At 64.1% G+C, this 20128-nt stretch carries 24 protein-coding genes; 9 read left to right on the plus strand and 15 right to left on the minus strand.

The genetic code is table 11. The features are described 5' to 3' along the window. Positions 1 to 37 precede the first annotated feature (37 nt). The 6 genes from MUN23_RS08225 to MUN23_RS08250 all read right to left on the minus strand — a co-directional run bounded on the left by MUN23_RS08225 (position 38) and on the right by MUN23_RS08250 (position 4148). The gene (locus MUN23_RS08225; protein ID WP_248763363.1) at positions 38 to 748 is read right to left on the minus strand and encodes an urease accessory protein UreF; all 711 of its coding nucleotides are present in this window, start codon (positions 746 to 748) and stop codon (positions 38 to 40) included. Then, the gene (ureE, locus tag MUN23_RS08230) at positions 729 to 1214 is read right to left on the minus strand and encodes an urease accessory protein UreE (protein WP_248763364.1); all 486 of its coding nucleotides are present in this window, start codon (positions 1212 to 1214) and stop codon (positions 729 to 731) included. Before ureE ends, MUN23_RS08225 begins: the two co-directional genes overlap by 20 nt. A 24-nt stretch (positions 1215 to 1238) precedes the next feature. Then, positions 1239 to 2951, minus strand: coding sequence for an urease subunit alpha (gene ureC, locus MUN23_RS08235; RefSeq protein WP_248763365.1), 1713 nt, complete (start codon positions 2949 to 2951; stop codon positions 1239 to 1241). Further along, positions 2948 to 3295 carry an urease subunit beta gene (locus MUN23_RS08240; RefSeq protein WP_248763366.1) on the minus strand — a complete coding sequence of 116 codons (348 nt, stop codon included), beginning with the start codon at positions 3293 to 3295 and terminating at the stop codon, positions 2948 to 2950. The genes ureC and MUN23_RS08240 overlap by 4 nt, the downstream gene beginning before the upstream one ends. A 15-nt stretch (positions 3296 to 3310) precedes the next feature. Further along, positions 3311 to 3613, minus strand: a complete 303-nt coding sequence (locus tag MUN23_RS08245) for an urease subunit gamma (RefSeq protein ID WP_248763367.1) — start codon at positions 3611 to 3613, stop codon at positions 3311 to 3313. A gap of 148 nt (positions 3614 to 3761) precedes the next feature. Next, positions 3762 to 4148 (minus strand): DUF1801 domain-containing protein, encoded by a 387-nt coding sequence (locus MUN23_RS08250; RefSeq protein ID WP_248763368.1) that lies wholly within the window; start codon positions 4146 to 4148, stop codon positions 3762 to 3764. Between the two features lie 177 nt (positions 4149 to 4325). Here MUN23_RS08250 and MUN23_RS08255 point away from each other — a divergent pair, with 177 nt between their 5' ends. Beyond that, positions 4326 to 4547, plus strand: a complete 222-nt coding sequence (locus MUN23_RS08255; RefSeq protein WP_248763369.1) for a hypothetical protein — start codon at positions 4326 to 4328, stop codon at positions 4545 to 4547. A 199-nt stretch (positions 4548 to 4746) separates the two neighbouring features. Here the strand turns inward: MUN23_RS08255 and MUN23_RS08260 are convergent, their stop codons facing one another. The 3 genes from MUN23_RS08260 to MUN23_RS08270 form a co-directional block, all read right to left on the minus strand. Continuing rightward, entirely contained in the window at positions 4747 to 5181 is a 435-nt protein-coding gene (locus MUN23_RS08260; RefSeq protein WP_371876001.1) for a rhodanese-like domain-containing protein, read from the minus strand. A gap of 74 nt (positions 5182 to 5255) precedes the next feature. Next, a complete protein-coding gene (locus MUN23_RS08265; RefSeq protein ID WP_248763370.1) occupies positions 5256 to 5678 on the minus strand; it encodes an RbsD/FucU domain-containing protein in 423 nt (140 codons plus the stop codon). 5 nt (positions 5679 to 5683) lie between these two features. Beyond that, entirely contained in the window at positions 5684 to 6445 is a 762-nt protein-coding gene (locus MUN23_RS08270) for an SDR family NAD(P)-dependent oxidoreductase (RefSeq protein WP_248763371.1), read from the minus strand. Between the two features lie 230 nt (positions 6446 to 6675). On the opposite strand from MUN23_RS08270, the gene MUN23_RS08275 reads away from it, so the two are divergent. The 4 genes from MUN23_RS08275 to MUN23_RS08290 all read left to right on the plus strand — a co-directional run bounded on the left by MUN23_RS08275 (position 6676) and on the right by MUN23_RS08290 (position 10669). Next, positions 6676 to 7986 (plus strand): ABC transporter substrate-binding protein, encoded by a 1311-nt coding sequence (locus MUN23_RS08275; protein WP_248763372.1) that lies wholly within the window; start codon positions 6676 to 6678, stop codon positions 7984 to 7986. A 33-nt stretch (positions 7987 to 8019) separates the two neighbouring features. After that, entirely contained in the window at positions 8020 to 8895 is an 876-nt protein-coding gene (locus MUN23_RS08280; RefSeq protein ID WP_248763373.1) for a carbohydrate ABC transporter permease, read from the plus strand. Further along, entirely contained in the window at positions 8892 to 9773 is an 882-nt protein-coding gene (locus MUN23_RS08285) for a carbohydrate ABC transporter permease (protein WP_248763374.1), read from the plus strand. Before MUN23_RS08280 ends, MUN23_RS08285 begins: the two co-directional genes overlap by 4 nt. Before the next feature lie 116 nt (positions 9774 to 9889). After that, positions 9890 to 10669: an IclR family transcriptional regulator gene (locus MUN23_RS08290; protein WP_248763375.1), complete on the plus strand. Its 780-nt coding sequence runs from the start codon at positions 9890 to 9892 to the stop codon at positions 10667 to 10669. A gap of 36 nt (positions 10670 to 10705) precedes the next feature. Here MUN23_RS08290 and MUN23_RS08295 read toward each other — a convergent pair whose 3' ends face one another. Genes MUN23_RS08295 through MUN23_RS08310 form a run of 4 tightly spaced genes read right to left on the minus strand, consistent with a single transcriptional unit; the run spans position 10706 to position 16379 of the window. Further along, entirely contained in the window at positions 10706 to 12481 is a 1776-nt protein-coding gene (locus MUN23_RS08295) for a biotin carboxylase N-terminal domain-containing protein (RefSeq protein ID WP_248763376.1), read from the minus strand. A gap of 7 nt (positions 12482 to 12488) precedes the next feature. Further along, complete coding sequence (locus tag MUN23_RS08300; protein ID WP_248763377.1) at positions 12489 to 14189, minus strand: 5-oxoprolinase/urea amidolyase family protein; 1701 nt, start codon at positions 14187 to 14189, stop codon at positions 12489 to 12491. 19 nt (positions 14190 to 14208) lie between these two features. Continuing rightward, a complete protein-coding gene (locus tag MUN23_RS08305) occupies positions 14209 to 15561 on the minus strand; it encodes an MFS transporter (protein ID WP_248763378.1) in 1353 nt (450 codons plus the stop codon). 59 nt (positions 15562 to 15620) lie between these two features. Beyond that, a complete protein-coding gene (locus MUN23_RS08310; RefSeq protein ID WP_248763379.1) occupies positions 15621 to 16379 on the minus strand; it encodes a LamB/YcsF family protein in 759 nt (252 codons plus the stop codon). A gap of 106 nt (positions 16380 to 16485) precedes the next feature. On the opposite strand from MUN23_RS08310, the gene MUN23_RS08315 reads away from it, so the two are divergent. Continuing rightward, positions 16486 to 17226 (plus strand): GntR family transcriptional regulator, encoded by a 741-nt coding sequence (locus MUN23_RS08315; RefSeq protein WP_248763380.1) that lies wholly within the window; start codon positions 16486 to 16488, stop codon positions 17224 to 17226. Between the two features lie 17 nt (positions 17227 to 17243). Beyond that, on the plus strand, positions 17244 to 17579 hold the full coding sequence (locus MUN23_RS08320; protein WP_248763381.1) for a hypothetical protein: 336 nt from the start codon (positions 17244 to 17246) through the stop codon (positions 17577 to 17579). Between the two features lie 72 nt (positions 17580 to 17651). Here the strand turns inward: MUN23_RS08320 and MUN23_RS08325 are convergent, their stop codons facing one another. Next, positions 17652 to 18401 (minus strand): LysR family transcriptional regulator substrate-binding protein, encoded by a 750-nt coding sequence (locus tag MUN23_RS08325; protein ID WP_248763382.1) that lies wholly within the window; start codon positions 18399 to 18401, stop codon positions 17652 to 17654. A gap of 145 nt (positions 18402 to 18546) precedes the next feature. Between MUN23_RS08325 and MUN23_RS08330 the strand changes: the two genes are divergently transcribed. Next, on the plus strand, positions 18547 to 18951 hold the full coding sequence (locus MUN23_RS08330; protein WP_248763383.1) for a DUF5997 family protein: 405 nt from the start codon (positions 18547 to 18549) through the stop codon (positions 18949 to 18951). A gap of 27 nt (positions 18952 to 18978) precedes the next feature. Here MUN23_RS08330 and MUN23_RS08335 read toward each other — a convergent pair whose 3' ends face one another. Continuing rightward, positions 18979 to 19359 carry a VOC family protein gene (locus MUN23_RS08335; protein WP_248763384.1) on the minus strand — a complete coding sequence of 127 codons (381 nt, stop codon included), beginning with the start codon at positions 19357 to 19359 and terminating at the stop codon, positions 18979 to 18981. A gap of 154 nt (positions 19360 to 19513) precedes the next feature. Between MUN23_RS08335 and MUN23_RS08340 the strand changes: the two genes are divergently transcribed. Further along, a complete protein-coding gene (locus tag MUN23_RS08340; protein WP_248763385.1) occupies positions 19514 to 20119 on the plus strand; it encodes a hypothetical protein in 606 nt (201 codons plus the stop codon). Positions 20120 to 20128: the final 9 nt, after the last annotated feature.

Here is a 20128-nt window from a genome sequence, read left to right on the forward strand (position 1 = left end):
TCCTTGCTAAATATTGGGTGCGGCGAACCGCGGACTGCTAAGACATAAACATGCGGACGCGCTGGCGTTCGTGGCGCATCTGGGCGATTTCCAGGCCCGGGGCCGTGATCCCGAAGTCGTCGGCATCCAGTGCCTGGATCCGGTGGACGGCATCCATGATCTTGGGATGCGTTCCCAGCAGCACACGCTGCCCGGCGTCCTGCCCGATGGGGATGGCCCGGATGGCGTTTTGCGTCAGGGACGTGACCGCCGTGAAGAGGTAGCTCGCGAGCAATTCCTCCAGCGGGACGCCCAACTGCCGGCCGGCGACACCGAACGCGACCGCCGGATGCCCGGCGCAACGCCCGGATCCGACGTCGGCCGCGTAGCCCGCGAGCCGGGCACCTGGCGCCACGGTTCCGGCGATGGCCAGCATCCGTGCGCCCATCTTGGTCCCCGCCTCGCGCACCTCACGGGGCAGCGCCGCCGCGGCGATCATCCGGTCGACCCGGGCAATGTCGTCCGCCGAGGATGCCTCGTACGCCAGGCGCAGGGCGAACCCGTCACTGTAGGTCAGCTGGATGCTCACGAACTGGCTCAACCAGCTGGCGAAACTCGCTTCGCCGTCGATGAGGCCACGTTCCAGGAACGTTTCCATACCGAAGGAATGGCTGAACCCGCCGGTGGGGAGCGCGGAATCAGAGAGCTGCAACAGCGGCAGCAGGTACGACGGTGGCTCGTTCACGCGCTCAGTGGGTGTGTTCGGCATGGCGGAACGGCACGGGCACCACACGTTCCTGGCGCGAGTACGGCACACCAACGTGGATCAGGTAATCCTCGATCGTGTGGTCGTACTGCACCACCATCACCTCGGCGGCATATTCACTGTCGGCGTCGAAAAACTGCGCCTGCATGTGCCGGTTGCCGAGGTTGTGCGCAACAACCCCCATTTCACGGATGCTGCGCGCGGCGATAACAAGGACGTCGGTTGCCAGCGCAGTCACCACGATAACTGTTTTGTCGTCGCGGAACAGGATGTCGCCGTCGCGGAGATCCCGCACCGGGCCCGCGGCATCGCTGAGCCGGATGCCCAGTTCACGGCCGTGGTCGGTGGTCACCCGCTGGATTTTCTTGACGAGTTCCGCGCTCGGCAGGAGGACCTGCTCCTCGTGGAGGCCGGCCAATTCGTCGTCGGGGAGATCGTGCCGGTTGGCGATGACGTGGTCGATGATCATATATGCCCCCTTAGGGATACGTGTCTAAAAGAGGAAGTAGCGCTGCGCCATGGGCAGCACCGTTGAAGGCTCCGCCGTGATTGGCTCGCCGTCGACAGTCACCTCGTAAGTTTCCGGGTCAACGCCGATGTCCGGCGTCTCGCCGTTGTGCTTCATATCTGCCTTGGTGAGGGTACGGACACCGCTCACCGGCCGGATCACGCGGCGCAGGCCCAGCTGCTCGGGGACTCCGGCGGCTATGGCGGCCTTGGAAAGAAACGTGATCGAGGAGGCATGTACCGCGGTGCCGAGCGCCCCGAAATTGCCGCGGAGGGTGCGTGGCTGCGGCGTGGGGATCGAGGCGTTGGGATCCCCCATAACGCTCATGACCGCTTGCCCGCCCTTGAGCACGAGCTCGGGCTTGACCCCAAAGAACATCGGGTCCCAGAGCACGAGGTCGGCGAATTTTCCCTCCTCGATGCTTCCGACCGCGTCCGCGATGCCGTGGGCGATCGCCGGGTTGATGGTGTATTTGGCCACGTAGCGCTTGAGCCGGAAGTTGTCTCCCACCGCGGGGTCGCCGTCGAGCTTTCCGCGTTGGCGCTTCATGGCGTCCGCTACCTGCCAGGTGCGCAGGACCACCTCGCCGACCCGGCCCATGGCCTGGGAATCGGAGCTGGTGATGGAGAAGATGCCCATGTCATGCAGCACGTCCTCCGCGGCGATGGTTTCCTTGCGGATACGCGAATCGGCGAAGGCCACATCTTCGGGGATGTCCGGGCTCAGGTGGTGGCAGACCATCAGCATGTCGAGGTGTTCGTCGATGGTGTTGACCGTGTACGGCAGGGTGGGATTGGTCGACGCCGGCAGGACGTTGGGCAGCGCCGCGATCTTGATGATGTCCGGGGCATGCCCGCCGCCGGCGCCTTCGGTGTGGAACGTGTGGATGACCCGGCCGCCGATGGCCCGGATGGTGTCTTCGACGAAGCCGCACTCGTTGAGGGTGTCGGAGTGGATGGCCACCTGCACGTCATACTCGTCAGCCACGCGCAGCGACATGTCGATCGAGGACGTGGTGGCGCCCCAGTCTTCGTGCACCTTCAGCCCGATGGCACCCGCCCGGATCTGCTCCGCGAGGGGCTCCATTGCGCTGGCGTGGCCTTTGCCGAGCAGGCCGACATTGATGGGGAGGTTCTCCACGGCTTGAAGCATGCGTGAAATGTGCCAGGCGCCCGGCGTCACGGTGGTGGCCTTGCTCGCGTCGCTCGGTCCGGTGCCGCCGCCGATCAGGGTGGTGACTCCCGACGCCAGCGCCACCGGCACCTGGTCGGGGCTCACGAAGTGCACGTGCGTATCAATGCCGCCTGCGGTGAGGATCTTGCCCTCACCCGCGATGATGTCGGTGGCGACGCCGATCGTGATGTTCACGCCCCGGGAAATCTGGGGGTTACCGGCCTTGCCGATTTTGAAGATGTGCCCGTCCCGGAGGGCCACATCGGCCTTGTAGATGCCGGTGTAGTCAAACACGATCACGTTCGTGATCACGGTGTCCGGGATGTCCTCGTCCCGGACCAGCTGCCCGTTCTGGCCCATGCCGTCACGGATCACCTTGCCGCCGCCAAACACCACCTCTTCACCGTAGTTGGTGTGATCGTGCTCAATCTCGAGGAACAGATCAGTGTCGGCCAGGCGGACGGCGTCGCCCGTGGTGGGGCCGTAGAGGTCCGAGTACTGTTTGCGGCTCAGCTCGAAGCTCATTTGGTGTCGTCCTGCAGGGAGATCAGGCCGCGGCTCGGCTCAAGCGGGCCGTTGATGCGGTCCCGGAATCCGAACACCGCACGCTCGCCCGAGAGAGCGAGCAAGTTGACCGTCTTGGCATCACCGGGCTCGAAGCGCACAGCGGTGCCCGCCGGGATGTCCAGCCGGAAGCCGTGGGCCGCATCCCGGTCGAACTCGAGGGCATCGTTCACCTCGAAGAAATGATAGTGGGACCCCACCTGAATGGGGCGGTCACCGCGATTGATCACGCTGAGGGCGCGGGGAATAAGGCCCGCATTACACGTAACGGGCTCCGGGCGGAGGATGTATTCGCCGGGTTTCATGGGGTTCTCCTTCGCCTAGCGAATGGGATTGTGCACGGTGACGAGCTTGGTGCCGTCAGGGAACGTCGCTTCGACCTGGACGTTATGGATCATGTCGGCGACGCCTTCCATGACATCTTCCCTGGTCAGGATGGTGGTGCCATAGCTCATGAGGTCCGCGACCCGGCGTCCGTCGCGGGCGCCCTCCACCAGCTCATAGGTAAGAATCGCGATGGATTCCGGATGGTTGAGCTTAAGTCCGCGCTTCTGCCGCCGTCGTGCAAGATCGGCAGCAACCACGATCATCAGTTTTTCGCTTTCGCGTGGCGTTAGATGCATTAAAGCCTCCCAATCATTCGCGATAAATCGCGAGTTCCCACTCGTTATCTACAACCGGCCAAAGAGGCGACCGGGAGGCCCGTGGATGACTGAAGACTATCAGAATCATGCCAGGGCACCGCCAGCCAAAGCCGTCGAATTTAGCAGGTCAGGCCCGCACCCATTCCCGCACCAGCGCAACAAATTCGTCCTGCTGGGCTGCCGCCGCTTCCGCGCTGGGAAAAATCACCTGGCCCCGGTCTTGCCCGATCATTTCCAAAAGCCCGCTCCATTTCGACGCATCAAAAGGAAAGTCATCCTCGATCGTCTTCGCGCCGCGGTGAAAAATCAGCTGCACGTGATGCAGCGGCCGCAAGTTGAACGTGACTCGGTCGACAGAGTTGAAGCAGAAGCTCGGCGCCCTCCACTTAATGCGCTCCGTGATTGCGTCATCCGCGTCCAGGATGGCGACCCGAAGGCGCTCGATCACCGGCTTCAGCGGGTGGTCCAGTGACTCAAGAAAAGAGTCAACCGCCGTGTTTCGATTTAGTGTCATGAAGCATATTCAAACACTTTCCTCTTCCGACTCCGACGGCGGGGATCCCGGCTGCGCCGCAGGCCGTAGTACTAGAGTGTGTTTCATCTGGGGATCGGGTAGTTTCCGCGGCCCCGGGATCCGCGGTGATGCTGCCGCCGGGTTGTGACTGTTGTTTCGTTCAAGCAAAGGATGATCATGGCCGTTTCAATTGAGCTGGGCAAGAAACTCGACAAGGACTACGAGAACAAGAGCCTGGAGGAAGTCCTGGACGCCCCGCCGTCCGCCCTGGCCGGCCTCACGGACAAGCACGACGAACTCCTTGCCGGCCTCGGGATCAAAACGGTCCGGGAGCTCGGCAGCAACAAGTACTTCGCCCTGGCAGGCGTCCTGGTGGCCCTGTCCAACCACGTCGACTGAAGCACCTCCACACGCCAGGAAGGTCCGGCCGCGTGAGAACGCCGGCCGGACCTTTCGCTGGAACCTGGCATGCCCGAACGGCTCAGCCGATCAGCGCCAGCACAGCTCCTGCGTTCACAACCGGAACGGCGGCCTGCTCGATGAGAAAGTCCGGCGCAAGCCCCTGACCACCTTCGATGGAGACCACCGCTTCCTCACATTACGGGCTAGATGCTGTTTCACCGTCTACAGGATGTTTTTGGGCCGTCACCAGCGGGTCAGCTGCTGAGGACATCGGTCTGCCGGATATTTCAACTGGAAGGCCGTTTCTGGCCCAATACTCCATGCCGCCCATCATCTCTTGGACCGAGTAGCCGAGATTGGCGAAAGCCAACGCTGCAAGTGTGCTGCCATTGCAGCCGGGACCCCAGGAGTAGACCACTATTTTCCTGTCGAGCGGAATCAATTGCCGCGCACGACGCTCAACGTCAGCAGTAGGCAGATGGAGCGCCCCAGGAACGTGGCCGTGGTCCCACGATTCGCGACGACGTGAGTCGACAAGGACGAATCCCCCTCCGTCTAACGCATCGGCAACAGCCATGACGTCGATTTCGTGGCGGAGCTTGGCCAGAAAAAACGCGCTTGCAGATTCCAATACTTTCAACTCCTCTGTCGAATTGGGACGAGTGAGGCTTTATCGAATAAGTGATCCTCGCGTTGGGCGCGGAGTCAGTCGTTGTGGAGTACCCCAACGGTCAGGATGAGGTTGCCGAATCGCCGGGTGTCTCCGCTGACCAGGCAGAGTGCGATGTCTTCGGACCGCCCCACTTCGTACAGCTCACTGCGGGATACCCAGTTGATGGGAGTGTCGCCAAGGATGTCTAAGAGTTCGGCGTGGACCTCCGCCGGTAGGTGCTCGTCCGGAACCCTTGGCAGCTCTGCTGACTCGACCGGAATGGCTGCAACTATGCGCTGGGCGATAAATGAAACGGTGGGCTCACCCGCAATCAGGGCCAGCCGGACTATGGGGGCTCCTTGCCGAACGGCTGTTGCCACGGGGTAATGGGCGTCGGTGATGATAATTTTCGACCCGTGACCTGCACTGGCGAGGGCTGCCAGCACTCCTGGGTGCTTTATTTCTCCGCGAATCATAAGGCTTAGCCGAAGTACTGGGCGCCGTTGACGTCGACCACGGTGCCGGAGACGAATGAAGATCCTTCTCCGGCAAGCCACAGGACGGCGTCGGCCACATCGCCCGGGCGTCCGGCTCTGCCGGCGGGGATACCGCTGATGGTTGCCGCTTTAGACGACGCGGATGTGAACGTGTCGTGGAACGGGGTTGCTTCAATGAAACCGGGTGCGATTGCATTTACCGTGATGCCGTCGGGCGCGACTTCCTTTGCGAGTCCACGGGTGAAGCCGAATAGAGCTGCCTTGCTGGTGGCGTAGGCCGTTGCCCCGGGGTGTCCGCCGTTGCGTCCGGCAAGGGAGGCGATGTTGATGATTCTTCCGCCCGGGCTACTTAACAGCGAGAGCGCATGGTGGGTGGTCAGGAATGCGCTGTCGGTGTTGACGGCCTGGACGGAACGCCACAGTGCGAAGTCCATGTCCTTGATCAGGCACCGCTGGATGAGGCCGCCGGCGTTGTTGACCAGGATGTCCAGCTTCCCAAATTCATTTTCGATGGTCTTCATAAGCTCGGCCGCCGAAGCATCGCTTGTTGCGTCTGATGCGATGGCCAGCGGTCGGCTTCCGTCGCTGGAAATGAGCTGTTTCATCTGCTCATCGTCAGGCTGATGCGATCGGTAAGTGACGGCGACGCGGGCGCCGGCCGCGGCCAATGCGGCAGCAATCTCAAATCCGATTCCAACCCCTCCCCCGGTAATTAGGGCTGTTTTTCCTGCGAGTGAATTCGGCACTGGTCCTCCGGAGGTAGGGGTGGTGTGAACGGCGGATGAGGAATCTACTCATCATTCACATAGTGTGCAACATATGCACACTATGTGCAAGCAGCGCCACTGGGGATTCGCTGAATACCGCATCGAGGAGCGGGTTCCATCGAAACCGTTGACATTCTGGACAGCGTCGCCTTATCGTTCTTGCACACCTAGTGCATATGTTGCACTTCGACTTTCCCCGTAAAGGGCGATTGATCAAGGAGGATCACTTGATGCACAGGCGCAGCTTTTTGATACTGGCCACCGGGTCCCTGGCAATGACCGCGTTGGCGGCATGCTCCCAGCCGGCCGCCCCGGCGGGCGACCGCGAGGCCACACTGAAGGTCTGGAACCCTCAGGACAACTGGCGCAAGACCACGAAGTTCTACGACGGCAGGGTCCAGGCGTTCACGGATAAATACCCCAAAGTGAAGGTCGAATACGTCGACGTTCCCTATGGACAATACGAAGCTCGCTACACCTCGGGATTCAGCAGCTCCTCTGATGCGCCGGACATCTTTATGGGCCAAGTTTCCTACTACGGCGGCGCAATGGGGATCGCGGCCCTAGCGCCCGACGAGCTTCAGAAAACCTGGGAGGAGAAGCTCAGCAGTGTGACCCGCGACAACTTCAAGGTGGATGGAAAATGGGCCGGGTATCCGGTTAGCACTGACCTGGGAATGCAGCTCTATTACAACACTGAGCACTTCGTGGCCGCCGGCCTGGATCCCAAATCACCGCCGAAAACGTTCGCGGAACTGCGCCAGTTTGCCGGAGATCTTGCAAAAAGAGATGGCGAAAAGGTCACCCGCAACGGGCTGGCACTGCGCTACTCCGGGAACCCCACCGGCATTGCGGACAAGGCACTTCCCTATGTTCACGCCTTTGGCGGGCGTTTGTACTCCGAGGACCACAAGACGTCCAAAGGCTTCATCAACAGCGAAGCAACAGTCGCGGGAATCCAGTACATGCAGGACCTGATTACCAAGGACCGCGTCACCAGCCTCGAGCTGGGAAGCCCCGACGATACCTTCGCACAAGGACTCTCATCGATGACGATGCGCGAAGGTTGGTACGAAGGCTGGTTGAAGCAGAACGCACCCACGGTGGAATTCGGCGTCGTCCCCTACCCTGAAGGCCCCGAGGGCTACCCCAAGGTATCGCTGCTGTTCAATTGGGCTTGGATGGTCAACGATCGTTCCAATAACAAGGACCTGGCATGGGAATGGATGAGGGCTGTCGCCAACCCCGCCACTGATCTGGAGCTCGCCAAGCTCGAAGGTTACCTGCCGGTTTGGAACGAAAACTTCGCCACTCCCTATGTCACGGAGCGCCGAGATTTCCAAGCTGTGGAAAAGCAGATCGCGGAAGGCGGAGGGCCGGTGTATAACGCTCCTTACACAAACCAGATCGCGCTCGTGGTGGGTAGCGCCATCGAAAAGTGCCTGCAGGGTGCCGAGGTCAAACAGACCCTGGACGGCATCGTTTCGCAGGTCGATGAGCTACTCGAGCGCGGGCGGTAAACAGTGAATGCAACTGTCCTGAAAACAAAGGGAATGAACACGTCGCTTCACACGCGCCGCGCCTACATCTTTCTAGCGCCCGCCCTGTTCTTCGTCCTGGTTCTCTTCATCATCCCGCTCGGTTACAACGTCCTAATCAGTTTCTTTGACTGGTCGGCGGTAGGCCGGAAGCAGTTCAATGGGATCGAGAACTATGTCAAAGTTTTGGGTAGCGAACGATTCCTAAACGCGGCCGGCAACACCATGTACTTCACCGCGCTGGCCGTTCCCATCGGCGTCGCCCTTTCGCTGATTGTTGCCCTGGGCTTTAACGCGCTTTTCATCACGAGAATCACAGGATTCATCCGAGCACTCTATTTCGCCCCTGTGGTTGCATCCCTCACTGCAGTGGCCTTCGTCTGGCTGTGGATCTTCAATCCGTCATACGGTCTGGCCAACGAGGTGCTCGGCATTTTTGGAATCGGACCGCAGCCGTGGCTGACTGATGAATCGCAAGCTGTGCCTGCTCTGGCAATCATGTATATCTGGGCGCGTCTGGGCTTCAACGTAATCATCCTCCTGGCTGGACTTCAAGCGATTGACCGCTCCTACTACGAAGCCGCACGAATCGACGGTGCAGGCCCGTTCAAGATGTTTTGGTCCATCACGCTTCCGCTCCTGAACCGTCAAATGGTGCTGGTCATCAGCGTGGAGGTAATGAACGCAATCAAGCTCTTCGAGCTGCCGTTCGTCGCGACCAAGGGGGGACCAGTGGGCTCAACCCGATCGATCGTGATGGAAATCTACGAACTGGCGTTCCGCGCCGACCGGTGGGGAGAAGCTGCGGTCTACGTAATTTTCCTTTTCATTTTCCTGCTCGTCGTCACCGGATTGATCCGGAAACTCTTCACAAGGGACATATCGGAATGACCACCACGATTATCCGACCTGAAACGAAGGGCACATCGCAGCCTGCCCAACGCCGCATCCGATTCCGATGGAGTCTGCTGCTGATCAAGATCGCGCTCATCGCTGGCGGCGTCGTGTTGCTGGTGCCACTGGCCTGGGTCGCTCTGTCATCACTAAAGCGTCCGGACGAGATCCTGCAGCTTCCGGTGAAATGGCTACCGGAGAATTTCTTCAACTTCAGCAACTACGTTCAGCTGTTCGCCCAGTACGACTTCGGCCGCTATATCGCTAACTCGTTCCTGGTCACGGGCATCGGTATCATCACCAGCCTGGTCATTGCCCTATTTGCGGCCTATGCGTTTGCCTACTACCAATTCCCGTTCAAGGAACCGATTTTCCTCCTGGTACTGGCCCTGTTCATGGTTCCCCAGGAAGCACTCGTCATTCCGATGTTCCTGATGGTCTCCGGCGCCGGCCTCAACAACACTTACATCGGAATGGCGTTCCCGGACTTGTTCACGGTGCTGGGCGTGTACTTGCTCCGGCAATTCATGGAGGGCATCCCGTACAGCTACGTGGAAGCCGCGCGCATGGACGGTGCCAGCGAGTTCCGAATCATGACCCGTGTAATCACGCCAATGGTCGCTCCGGCCATCGTTGTCTTCATCATCATCAAGTTCATGTTCACGTGGAACACGTTCCTGTGGCCGATGCTGATCGCGCAGGACGAGAAGATGTACACCGTGACCGTTGGCCTGGTGAACTTCGCCGGATCCGAATTCAACCAATGGAACCTCATCAACGCAGCCACCATGATCAGCATGATTCCGACGATCATCCTCTTCATCACCCTGCAGCGCTATCTGGTTCGTGGTGTAGCGATGAGCGGCATGAAGTAGGGCACCGCAGCCCATCCACCAACCCCCGACAGACAAGTGTCTAAACTGAAGAAACCGGATCATATGCTGCACCCAGTCCGTAGGACGACCCGAGAAACCAGAGGAACGAGCAGACCATGTCGCAAACGGTAGCCAGAGCTATCCAGATTCTGGAATACTGCAGCGCTCATCCTCGGTCGCTGAAGGACATCGCGGCCGACCTCGGTGTACATCGGACTACGGCGTCCCGGATACTACAGACCATGATGGACGCAGGGTTTGTCCGCACTGATGAACGAGGCCTGTACGGGGTCGGGTTCAGGCTCGCCGGGCTGGCACAATCGGCCCTTGAGCAGTTCGACCTCCGGTCCGTGGTCCACCCCCACATTGTCCGGCTCAGCGAACAGCTCGGGCACACAGTCCAATTCGCTGTTCCAGAGTCCACCCACATCGTTTATGTGGACAAGGTGGAACCCCAGGAAGCCATCAGCCTCAACACCCGCATCGGCGGATTCGTGGTTATCCATACCGCCGGCGTCAGCAAGGCGATCCTGGCCTTCATGGATGGAGCCAGAAGAGATGCCATCCTCGACACCGCCACCTTCGAACGACGAACACCGACCTCCATCACTTCCAGGCCCGAGTTCATGAAACGCCTGGATACGGTCCGGAAGCGCGGATGGGCAGAGGACAACGGAGAATTCGACGTGGTCTCGAACTGCATCGCGGCCCCCGTCTGGGATCACGCCGACCGGGTTGCCGGAGCAATCTCCATCACGACCTTCCGTGAGAAGACCGGCCTGGACGAGCTCCGTCAAAGCGTCCCGGATCTTCTGGCCACCACCATGTCGATCTCGCTCGAACTCGGATGGAAGCCGAAAGCGGGCGAGGACATTCGGCTGGAGCGGGCAGGGTAAGCCGGCGGCCGGGTTCGGGCATTCGGACGGGACGCGTCAGCCGATCAGCGCCAGCACGGCTCCTGCGTTGACAACCCCGCCGGGCTGGGCCCTGACATCAGTGACCGTTCCGGCGCGGTGGGCGGTCACCTGGGTCTCCATCTTCATCGCCTCAAGAACGACGACGGCGTCCCCCGCCGAAACGTCGGCGCCCGGCTCCACGAGCCACTTGACCACGGTCCCGGCCATGTCGGCCCGCAGCTCGCCGGGATCAGCGGCACCAGCCGCAGCACCGCCGTCGGCAGCGCCATCCAAACCAGCCCCGTCAAGGGAGAGTCCGGCCGGAACGCCCGCACCGGAGCGCGCCCAGCCATCCAGCAGGTCAGCGGGAAGGCCGACGGCGAGGCGCCGGCCGTCGACCTCAACGGTAATGGTGCGCCGCTCACCGTCCGGAACGGACGTGCCGAACTCCGGATCCGCCGCGATGGAATCCGCGAAGTCGGTCTCGATCCAGCGGGTGTGGATGCCGAGCGCGGTCTCGGACGTGAAGTCCGGCGCCTGGACCACGGCCCGGTGGAACGGCAGGACGGTGGCAACGCCGGTGATCTCCATTTCGGCGAGGGCACGGCGGGCCCGGCGGAGCGCCTGCTGGCGGTCGGCGCCGGTGACGATCAGCTTGGCCAGCAGCGAATCGAACTGCGGCGCCACGATGGAGCGGGAGCTGACGCCGGAGTCAAGCCGGATGCCGGGTCCCGTCGGGCCACTGAAGGTAGCGATGGTGCCGGGCGACGGCAGGAAGCCCCGGCCCACGTCCTCGGCGTTGAGCCGGAATTCAAACGAGTGGCCGCGCGGCGTGGGATCGGCGGTGAAGCGCAGCGGCTCGCCGGCGGCAATCCGGAACTGCTCCTGGACCAGGTCCACGCCGGTGGTCTCCTCGGTGATGGGGTGCTCCACCTGCAGGCGCGTGTTCACCTCGAGGAACGCGACGGTGCCGTCGGCGGCCACCAGGAACTCCACCGTCCCGGCCCCCGAATAGGAGGCTTCGCGGCACACTGCCTTGGCGGCGTCGTAAATCAGCTGGGTCTGCTGATCGGTCAGGAAGGGTGCAGGGGCCTCTTCCACCAGTTTCTGGTGCCGGCGCTGCAGCGAGCAGTCGCGGGTGCCCACCACCACCACGTTGCCGTGCTGGTCCGCCAGGACCTGGGCCTCCACGTGCCGGGGCCGGTCCAGGTACCGCTCCACGAAGCACTCGCCACGGCCGAAGGCCACCACTGCCTCACGGACCGCGGAATCGAAGGACTCCTCGATCTGGTCCATCTCGCGGACAACTTTCAGACCGCGCCCTCCCCCGCCGAAGGCCGCCTTGATGGCGATCGGCAGGCCGTGTTGTTCGGCGAACTCGCGGACCTCCGCGGCCGAAGCCACCGGACCGTCGGTGCCGGCCACCAAGGGGGCGCCGGCGCGGACGGCGATCTCGCGGGCCGTGATTTTGTTGCCGAGCTGCCGGATGGCCTCCGGGCTGGGCCCGATCCAGGTCAGGCCGGCGTCCAGGACCGCCTGGGCAAAGCCGGCATTCTCGGACAGGAAGCCGTACCCCGGGTGGACCGCGTCCGCCCCGGACTCCGCGGCCACGCGCAGGAGATTGAGGATATCGAGGTAGGTTTCCGACGGCGCGTTGCCGCCCAGGCTGTACGCCTCGGTGGCGGCGCCCACGTGCATGGCGTCGGCATCCACGTCCGCGTAGACAGCCACGGATTCCAGTCCGGCGTCCTCGCAGGCGCGGGCGATGCGGACGGCGATTTCTCCGCGGTTGGCGATCAGGACCTTGCGCATCAGTTGCTCACTTTGTCTGGGAAATGTCAGGGGAAGAATGGGAAAAGCTCGTGGGCAGCCCGTAGCCGGGAGCCCATCGGAACCGGATGGACCCGCCGATGGGAACCTGGGCGGCCAGGTCCAGCTGGTGGTCAACCACCACGCCGATAACCGGGTAGCCACCGGTGATGGGGTGGTCGGCCAGGAACAGCACGGGCTGTCCCTCCGGCGGGATCTGCAGCGCGCCGGCCATGGTTCCCTCGCTGGGCAGCTCCCCGTCCCGGCTCCGGCTGAGCGGCTGGCCATCCAGGCGCATGCCCACGCGGTTGGAGCGGGGCGTCACCGCCCAGTCCTGGGCGCAGAGCGATTCCAGTGCTGCGGCGTCGAACCAGTCATCGCGGGGTCCGGGAACGATCTCCAGGACCGTGACGCCGGTGTCCGGGAAGTCGGGCTGCAGCTCAGGGTTGCCCACCACGTTGGAGGACGTGGCGGCGCCGGCTCCCAGCAGTTGCCCGGCGGCCAGCGGTGCAGGTCCGATCCCGGACATCGTGTCCGTGGACCGGCTCCCCAGCACCGCATCGACTGCTGCGCCGCCGCGGATGGCCAGGTAGCTGCGGAAGCCCCGCTCGGGTGCGCCGATGGTCAGGATTTCGCCGTCCAGCAGGGCAAACGCCGTGGCCATGGGCACCTCGCGCACCTGCTCGGACTGGTCAGTTTCTTCGTCTTCAGCTTCCGGGCCGGGAACGTCCGACGGCGTCACCACAGTCAGTGCCGAGGGCGCACCGGCCACTGCCAGCACCTGGTCCCCCACAGCCTGCACGCGGAGTCCGCCGGCAACGGATTCGACGACGGCGGCCGACGGGTCGTTGCCCACGAGCCGGTTGGCGCGGCGCAGGGAGGAGCGGTCCAGTGCCCCGGCTGAGGACACGCCGAGCCCGGCGTGGCCGGGGCGGCCGAGGTCCTGGATCAGGCTCTGGAGTCCCGGCGACAGGATCAGCAGGCCGGACCGGACGTCCGGTTCCCCGGAACCCGGGGTTTCGGAATCCGCCGATGCAGCGTGCGGCGCAGCGACTTCAACGAGTTCGCGGACCGCACTGAACTGCACGCGGTCACCGGGCGCGGCCAGGGCCGGCTGCTCCCGGCTGAGGTCCCACATGGGGGCCGCGGTGCGGCCGATCAGCTGCCAGCCGCCCGGGGACTTCCGCGGGTACACGGCCGAATAGTTGCCGGCCAGGGCCACGGAGCCTGCGGGGACGGCCGTCCGGGGCGAACTCCGTCGCGGGACTTCAAGCACCTGGTTCTCCCCCACCATGTAGCTGAAACCCGGCGCGAAGCCGCCGAACGCCACCGTCCAGACCTGCCCGGTGTGGGCGGCGATGACGCCGTCGGCGCCCAGTCCGGTGAGCCGGCCCACTTCGGCGAGGTCGTCGCCGTCGTACACGGTCTCAATCTGTACCAGTTTGCCTTCGGCGTGGGACTGGACCGTCAGGTCCATCTCCAGCAGCCGGGCCGCCATCCTGCGCGCCGCAGCGGGTGAATCCGCCTTGACCATCACGGTTTCGGCGGCGGCCAGGACGTCCACCTGGCCGGGCAGCGGCTCCTCCAGCAGGAGGGCCTGCAGGGCCAGCACGTCGTGGAGCCCTAAGAGTTCGGCGAGTACCGCCGTCGTACCTACCGGCCTGACGGCGAGCACCCGGGCCGCGGCAGCGCGCTTACTGACTGTTTCCATAGAGATCAGGCCGCGCCGCTCAGGCGCGGCTCTCCTGCGAGTCGTCGCGGTGCAGTAGGCGGAGGTCCTCTTCCGGCTGCGGGTCGCGGCCCAGGCGCATGCCCACGATGGTGATGATGGCCGTCAGGAGGATGTACCCGGCGATCAGGTACCAGCCGCCGGACGCTGCGCCGTACAGGGCGGTGAAGATCAACGGAGCCACAGCGCCGCCGATGACGCCGGCAAGCGTGTAGGCCAGCGAGCTGCCGGCGTAGCGGAGGCGGGCCGGGAACTGCTCGGTGATGAAGGCCGCCTGCGGGCCGTACATAAAGGCGTGCAGGGCCAGGCCGATCACCACGCCGATGATCAGCATCACCACGGACTTGCCCGCGATCATCAGGAAGAACAGGGGAATGTAGACGGCTGTGGCGGCAGCGGCAATGCCGTAAACCCAGCGGCGGTTGAACCGGTCAGTGAGGGCGCCGGCGAGCGGGATGAGGAAGAGCTGGAACGCGGAGCCGATCAGGATGGCGGCCAGCACGTTGCCCGTGGTCATACCCAGTTCCTTGGTGGCGTAAACGGCCACAAAGACCGTGAAGAGCGCGTAGAGCACGTCCGGGCAGACGCGGGACAGGGCAGCGGCGATCAGCGCACGGGGCTGGGTGGTGAAGACTTCCTTGATGGGCGCCTTCGGCTGGTCGCCGTGGGCTGCGATGGCCTTGAAGACCGGGGTTTCCTCGAGCTTGAGGCGGATGATCAGGCCGAAGACCACCAGGAGGGCCGAGGCCAGGAAGGCTACGCGCCAGCCCCAGGAGAGGAACGCTTCGGTGCTCAGCGAGGCTGCCAGGATCGCAAGTACGCCGTTGGCCATGAGGTTGCCGGCGGGCGGGCCGATCTGGGCTGCGGAAGACCAGAAGCCGCGCTTGTTCGGGTCGCCGAATTCGCTGGACAGCAGCACAGCGCCGCCCCATTCGCCGCCGACGCCGATGCCCTGGGCCAGGCGCAGGAGCACCAGGATGATGGGCGCCCAGATGCCGATCGCGGAGTAATCGGGCAGCGCACCGATGAGGACGGTGGCGATACCGATCAGCACCAGGGTGAAGACCAGGACGTACTTGCGGCCCACCTTATCGCCGAGCCGGCCGAACACGATGCCGCCGATGGGGCGGGCGAGGTAGCCCACCGCGAAGGCGGAGAAGGACAGGAGGAGGCCCACGAATTCATCATCCGAAGGGAAGAAGATCTTGGGGAAAACGAGGGCTGAGGCCACCGAGTAGATGGCGAAGTCGTAGTACTCAAGCGAGGTGCCGGTGAGGCTGGCGACGTACGCCTTGAGCGCGCCGGGCGGCGGCTTCCTTGCCGCGGCCTTTGCGGCCTTGTTTGTGCTGGTCATGGTTTCCTCCGGGGGGATGAGGGGTGGTGCGGGGGCCTGAGTGCGGCCGCGGGATGGGGCTAGAGGAACGAGCCGATGCTGACACCGGCGTCTCCGAGAGCGGACTTCACTGCAGTGGCCATCGCTACGGCCCCCGGTGAGTCACCATGTACGCAGATGCTTTCCGCGCGGATTTTGAGGGTGGAGCCGTCAATGGCGCGGACGGCGGATTCCGTGGCCATCCGTAGGACATGTTCCGCCACTTGTTCCGGATCCTCAAGGACTGCTCCGGGGAGGGAGCGCGACACCAGGGTGCCGTCCGGGTTGTAGGCCCGGTCCGCGAACCCTTCGGTCACGGCGCGCAGTCCGGCTGCTTCGGCAAGCCGCAGAACTTCCGAACCGGGGAGGCCGAGGATCGGAAGGTTGGGGTCCACCGATTTCACGGCGTGGACGACGGCCTGGGCCTGCGCCGTGTGTGTGACGATGGCGTTGTACAGTCCGCCGTGGGGCTTCACATACCGGACTTGGGTTCCTTCAACGGCGGCCAGGGCCTGCAGGGCACCGATCTGGTACACGACGTCGTCGGCCAGCTCCGCGGGGCTGATGTCCATAAAACGGCGTCCGAACCCGGCCAGGTCCCGGTAGCCGACGTGGGCTCCGATGACAACGCCGGCAGCAGCTGCCTCGCGGCAGGTCCTGCGGATGACGCTGGGATCGCCGGCGTGGAATCCGCAGGCCACGTTAGCGCTCGAAACCGAGCCGAACATTGCCAGGTCATCGCCAAGGCTCCAGCGTCCGAAGGACTCGCCGACGTCGCTGTTCAGGTCAATCGTTGCCATTTGTGATCCCCGTCTCATGGAGTGGTCCTACTAGGATGCACTTAATTTGCAGATTGTTCAACAATCCTTCGATTCAACAATGTGACGATCGTGTAAATTCTCGAGTATGGCCTCTTCAGAACCGCTCGTCCCCTCTTCGTCCTTCTCTCCGCGGGGATCGGCGAATCACGCGGTGACGCGGACCGCTGCAGGCCGCCTTCGCGTCGCCGTTCCGTCCGTGGCGGAGCGGGTGGCGGATGAACTCCGCCTGCAGCTGGCGGAAGGAGCATTGCTTCCCGGAACGCGGCTCACCGAATCCACCATCGCCGAGGACCTGGGCGTCTCCCGCAACACGGTGCGTGAGGCCTTCGTTGAACTTGCCAGCGAACGCCTGGTGGTCCGCCATCCCAACCGCGGCGTCTTTGTGGCAAGCCTGGAGGCAGGGGACGTCCACGACGTCTATACCGTCCGTCGCGCCATCGAGGTCAGCGCGCTGCGGGCCGGAGGCAGCCCGGAGGACGTGGCCGCTGTCCGGGCCGCCGTCGAGGAAGGAAAACGAGCTGCGGCAGCCGGTGACGACGAAGCCCTGGGCACCGCCAACCAGCACTTCCACGGCGCCATTGTTGCCATGGCGGGAAGCCCGCGGCTGAACAGCATCATGGGCCAGGTCCTGGCCGAGATGCGCCTGTTCTTCCACAAAGCCACCGTGGACGCGCAGTTCTACCAGCACTACCTGCAGGACAACGAAGCGATCTGCCTGGCCCTGGAAGCCGGGGAACTGGACCGCGCGGCCGATCTCCTCCTGGCGTATCTGGACCGCTCCGAAGACAACCTGAGCGAAGTGCACGGCGAATCCGGAACAGACTAAGCCGTTAGGCTGGACGAATGAAACGCCGCCTTGCCGCCCTGTCCGCCGTCCCCCTGATGCTTCTGCTCTCCGCCTGCGGATCGGTCCAGGAAGTCGCTGAAACCGCCGCGAACGATGCCGCCTTTAAGGTGGCAACCGCAGCCTCGGACGAGGTCAGGAAGCAGGTCTGCACCGTGGTGGAGGACGGGCTGGTCAGCGTCCAGGACAAGGCATTGCTGGGCGGGCTGGTGTCCGCCGCGGACACTGCCGGGGTGCCCGCGGAAATTACGACGCCGCTGGGCCAGATCGCCGAGGCCGGAGACCAGGTGCCGGCTGAGTCAGTCGCAGCACTGACGGAAGCCTGCTCGGCCTAGTTCCGACCTTTGGCGGCAGCGCCGGCATTGCCAACAGCTTGGGCAACTTAGCCGGCACCGCCGGCAAAATTGCTAGCGCTTGCCCTTTTTGCGTGATCCTTTGCCGCGGCCCTTGTCCGGATTCGGCGCGTAACGCTGGGCCACCTTCGGTTTCTTGACCGCCGGGCCGCGCCGGTCCGGCTTCGGCTCCTTCTTGGGCTTCTCCTGCTGGGCCGAGGGCTGCCGAGAGCTCGCCGCGGTGCGGCCGCGGACAATCCCGATGAACTCCTCAATGATGTCGTCCGAGGAATCGCTGGGCCAGGCCAGCGCGATCTCCGTGACCGGGCCACCCGTCAGCCGGCGGGCCACGGTGTCCTTGACGTTGAAATGCCGGGCCACGGACATGGGCAGAATCACCAGGCCCGCACCGGACGCCACCACCTGCATGGCCGCTTCCGGGCCACCCATTTCGGCGACGTCCAGGAAAGTCTCTGCCGAGAGGTCGGCCAGGGCCACTTCCTCAAACACTGAAATCTCGTGCCCCTTGGGCGCCACCACCACGGGCTGCTCCTCATACAGTGGGATCACGTTGAGGCCCTCCCGCTCCACCGGAAGCCGGACAAAGCTGAGGTCCGCGGAACCGTCACGCAATACGGAAAGCTGGGCGCCGTCGTCGGACATAAACGACTCCAGCGGGATGTCCAGCACGCGCTCTTCCCAGCGGCGGATCCACTTGCCCGGGGTTACGCCGGCCACATAGGCGAAGCGGAGCACGCGGGGCGCCTCCTGCTCCGGCGATTCGTCGGGGCTGGCGTTCTGGGGGGATTCATTGTCTGCGGGCACGTCTTCACAGTACCGCTCGCGCGGCCCCGCAATGCCGGAACCGGTGCGGGGTTGGTACAGGAGTGGTGCTGGGATGGCGCAGTGCTGGTACTGAGTTGGTGATGTGCTGGTGCCCTTCGGGCGGGCGGCCGGATACCCTTGAACCATGACCTCTGCAAACTCCCAGTCCATGAAGCCGGCCACCGTTGCCAAGAAGCTTGGCATCTACCTGCCGGCAACACCGCAGGAGTTCCAGGATTCAACCATCAGCCGCGCCGATTTCGCCGAACTCCAGTCCAGCCCGCCGGAGTGGCTCGTGGAGCTCCGCCGTAACGGCCCGCACCCCCGCCCGGTGGTGGCCCAGAAGCTGAACGTCTCCATCAGCGGCCTGGCCCGCGGCGGTGTTGAGGAAGCGCTGACGACGGCGGAAATCACCGCGCTGCTGCAGGCTCCCCCGGCCTGGCTGGTCGCCGAGCGCTCCACCCACGCCGCCGTCCGCACCGAAGCCCAGCGCGTCAAGGACGAAGCCGCCAAAAAGGACGCCAAGAAAGCCCGCGCCCAAGCCGAGTAGCCTCCGCTTTCTGAGTCACCTGCGACGTCAGTCCTGGTGCAGCTGCACGAAGTTGCCGCAGCCGTCGTCGAAGACCGCACTGATCCCGGACGGATCCTCTGACGGCTCGCCCTGGAATTTCACGCCGGCAGCCACCAGCCGGTCGTAATCGGCCTGCACATCCGGAACCCCGAAGGTGATGGCCGCGATCCCGGCGTCGTGCAGTGCGTTCATGTAGTTCGCACCGATCGGATTGTCGCTGGGCTCCAGCAGCAGACCCACCGAAGCGGCGTCGGAGCCCGGATCCTTGATGATGAAGAGGTTGTACTCCGGCATCGCCATCAGCGTCTCGAACCCGAGGGTCCCGGTGTAGAACGTATGGGCGGCGGCCGGATCCTGGACATGGATGCTGCACATTTTCAGTCTCATGGTCCCAAGCTACCGGCCCGCGGCAGGCGCGGGAACCGCCGGTCCCGAAACCGCGCCCGAGCCGGTCCTGCCATTGACCCCCGCGGCCGGAAGGGCTGCAATGGAAGTAGCAGTCCGGAATCCTGGGCCGGGCCTGACGCGGGGAGGTGCCGCAGTGCCGGCATTTGCAGAATCCGTCCTGTTTGGAGCGTTGCAGCTGGGTTTCTGGGGTGCAGTGCTCGTGTGCGCCGTGGCTGCCACCGTCTTGGCCGTCCGCCAGCATTCAACGCCGGACCCTGCCGTCCGGGCCCCGGACCCCGTGTTCTGGGACGTGTTTATGGGCTCCGCCGTGGCACTTCCGGCGATCCTTATTCCCACACTCGCTTCACCCTGGTTTGGTGTGGTCCTCGCCGCGCTGGGCACAGGTGCGGGCGTGGCCGCATACCGGGGCAGTCCCCAGATCCTGGCCTGGCAGGAGGGCCGCAAGCAGCTGCGGCAGGACCGGCCCGTCCACACCGCGGCGCAGGCTGAACATGACGCGCTCCTGGCCCGGTGGAGCCGCTATGAACTGGACCCTGCCAGCTGCATCGACTACCCCGCCATGACGGACGTCCGGCGGCCCGAAACGTCCGCGCTGATCCGCGCCATGAGGGAGGCGGAACAGCTCCGTGCAGTGCAGCACCAGGGCTACGCTCCCGCCGTCGTCCGCTTTGGCCTTGCCCTCGCCGCGGCGGAACGGGCGGCCGGGATCCCTGCGGAACTTCCCGCCGTCGGACATTAACTGCTGTGT

Origin of the sequence: Pseudarthrobacter sp. SSS035, from assembly GCF_023273875.1 — a bacterium.
Taxonomy (GTDB): domain Bacteria; phylum Actinomycetota; class Actinomycetes; order Actinomycetales; family Micrococcaceae; genus Arthrobacter.

Excerpts from the sequence above, each read along its gene's own strand:
- MUN23_RS08300 (WP_248763377.1), bottom strand. The coding sequence starts at position 14,189 with ATGGAAACAGTCAGTAAGCGCGCTGCCGCGGCCCGGGTGCTCGCCGTC.
- MUN23_RS08225 (WP_248763363.1), bottom strand. The coding sequence starts at position 748 with ATGCCGAACACACCCACTGAGCGCGTGAACGAGCCACCGTCGTACCTG.
- MUN23_RS08305 (WP_248763378.1), bottom strand. The coding sequence starts at position 15,561 with ATGACCAGCACAAACAAGGCCGCAAAGGCCGCGGCAAGGAAGCCGCCG.
- MUN23_RS08245 (WP_248763367.1), bottom strand. The coding sequence starts at position 3,613 with ATGCATCTAACGCCACGCGAAAGCGAAAAACTGATGATCGTGGTTGCT.
- MUN23_RS08255 (WP_248763369.1), top strand. The coding sequence starts at position 4,326 with ATGGCCGTTTCAATTGAGCTGGGCAAGAAACTCGACAAGGACTACGAG.
- MUN23_RS08240 (WP_248763366.1), bottom strand. The coding sequence starts at position 3,295 with ATGAAACCCGGCGAATACATCCTCCGCCCGGAGCCCGTTACGTGTAAT.
- MUN23_RS08335 (WP_248763384.1), bottom strand. The coding sequence starts at position 19,359 with ATGAGACTGAAAATGTGCAGCATCCATGTCCAGGATCCGGCCGCCGCC.
- MUN23_RS08295 (WP_248763376.1), bottom strand. The coding sequence starts at position 12,481 with ATGCGCAAGGTCCTGATCGCCAACCGCGGAGAAATCGCCGTCCGCATC.
- MUN23_RS08285 (WP_248763374.1), top strand. The coding sequence starts at position 8,892 with ATGACCACCACGATTATCCGACCTGAAACGAAGGGCACATCGCAGCCT.
- ureC (WP_248763365.1), bottom strand. The coding sequence starts at position 2,951 with ATGAGCTTCGAGCTGAGCCGCAAACAGTACTCGGACCTCTACGGCCCC.
- MUN23_RS08310 (WP_248763379.1), bottom strand. The coding sequence starts at position 16,379 with ATGGCAACGATTGACCTGAACAGCGACGTCGGCGAGTCCTTCGGACGC.
- MUN23_RS08330 (WP_248763383.1), top strand. The coding sequence starts at position 18,547 with ATGACCTCTGCAAACTCCCAGTCCATGAAGCCGGCCACCGTTGCCAAG.
- MUN23_RS08320 (WP_248763381.1), top strand. The coding sequence starts at position 17,244 with ATGAAACGCCGCCTTGCCGCCCTGTCCGCCGTCCCCCTGATGCTTCTG.
- ureE (WP_248763364.1), bottom strand. The coding sequence starts at position 1,214 with ATGATCATCGACCACGTCATCGCCAACCGGCACGATCTCCCCGACGAC.
- MUN23_RS08265 (WP_248763370.1), bottom strand. The coding sequence starts at position 5,678 with ATGATTCGCGGAGAAATAAAGCACCCAGGAGTGCTGGCAGCCCTCGCC.
- MUN23_RS08250 (WP_248763368.1), bottom strand. The coding sequence starts at position 4,148 with ATGACACTAAATCGAAACACGGCGGTTGACTCTTTTCTTGAGTCACTG.
- MUN23_RS08315 (WP_248763380.1), top strand. The coding sequence starts at position 16,486 with ATGGCCTCTTCAGAACCGCTCGTCCCCTCTTCGTCCTTCTCTCCGCGG.
- MUN23_RS08290 (WP_248763375.1), top strand. The coding sequence starts at position 9,890 with ATGTCGCAAACGGTAGCCAGAGCTATCCAGATTCTGGAATACTGCAGC.
- MUN23_RS08280 (WP_248763373.1), top strand. The coding sequence starts at position 8,020 with ATGAACACGTCGCTTCACACGCGCCGCGCCTACATCTTTCTAGCGCCC.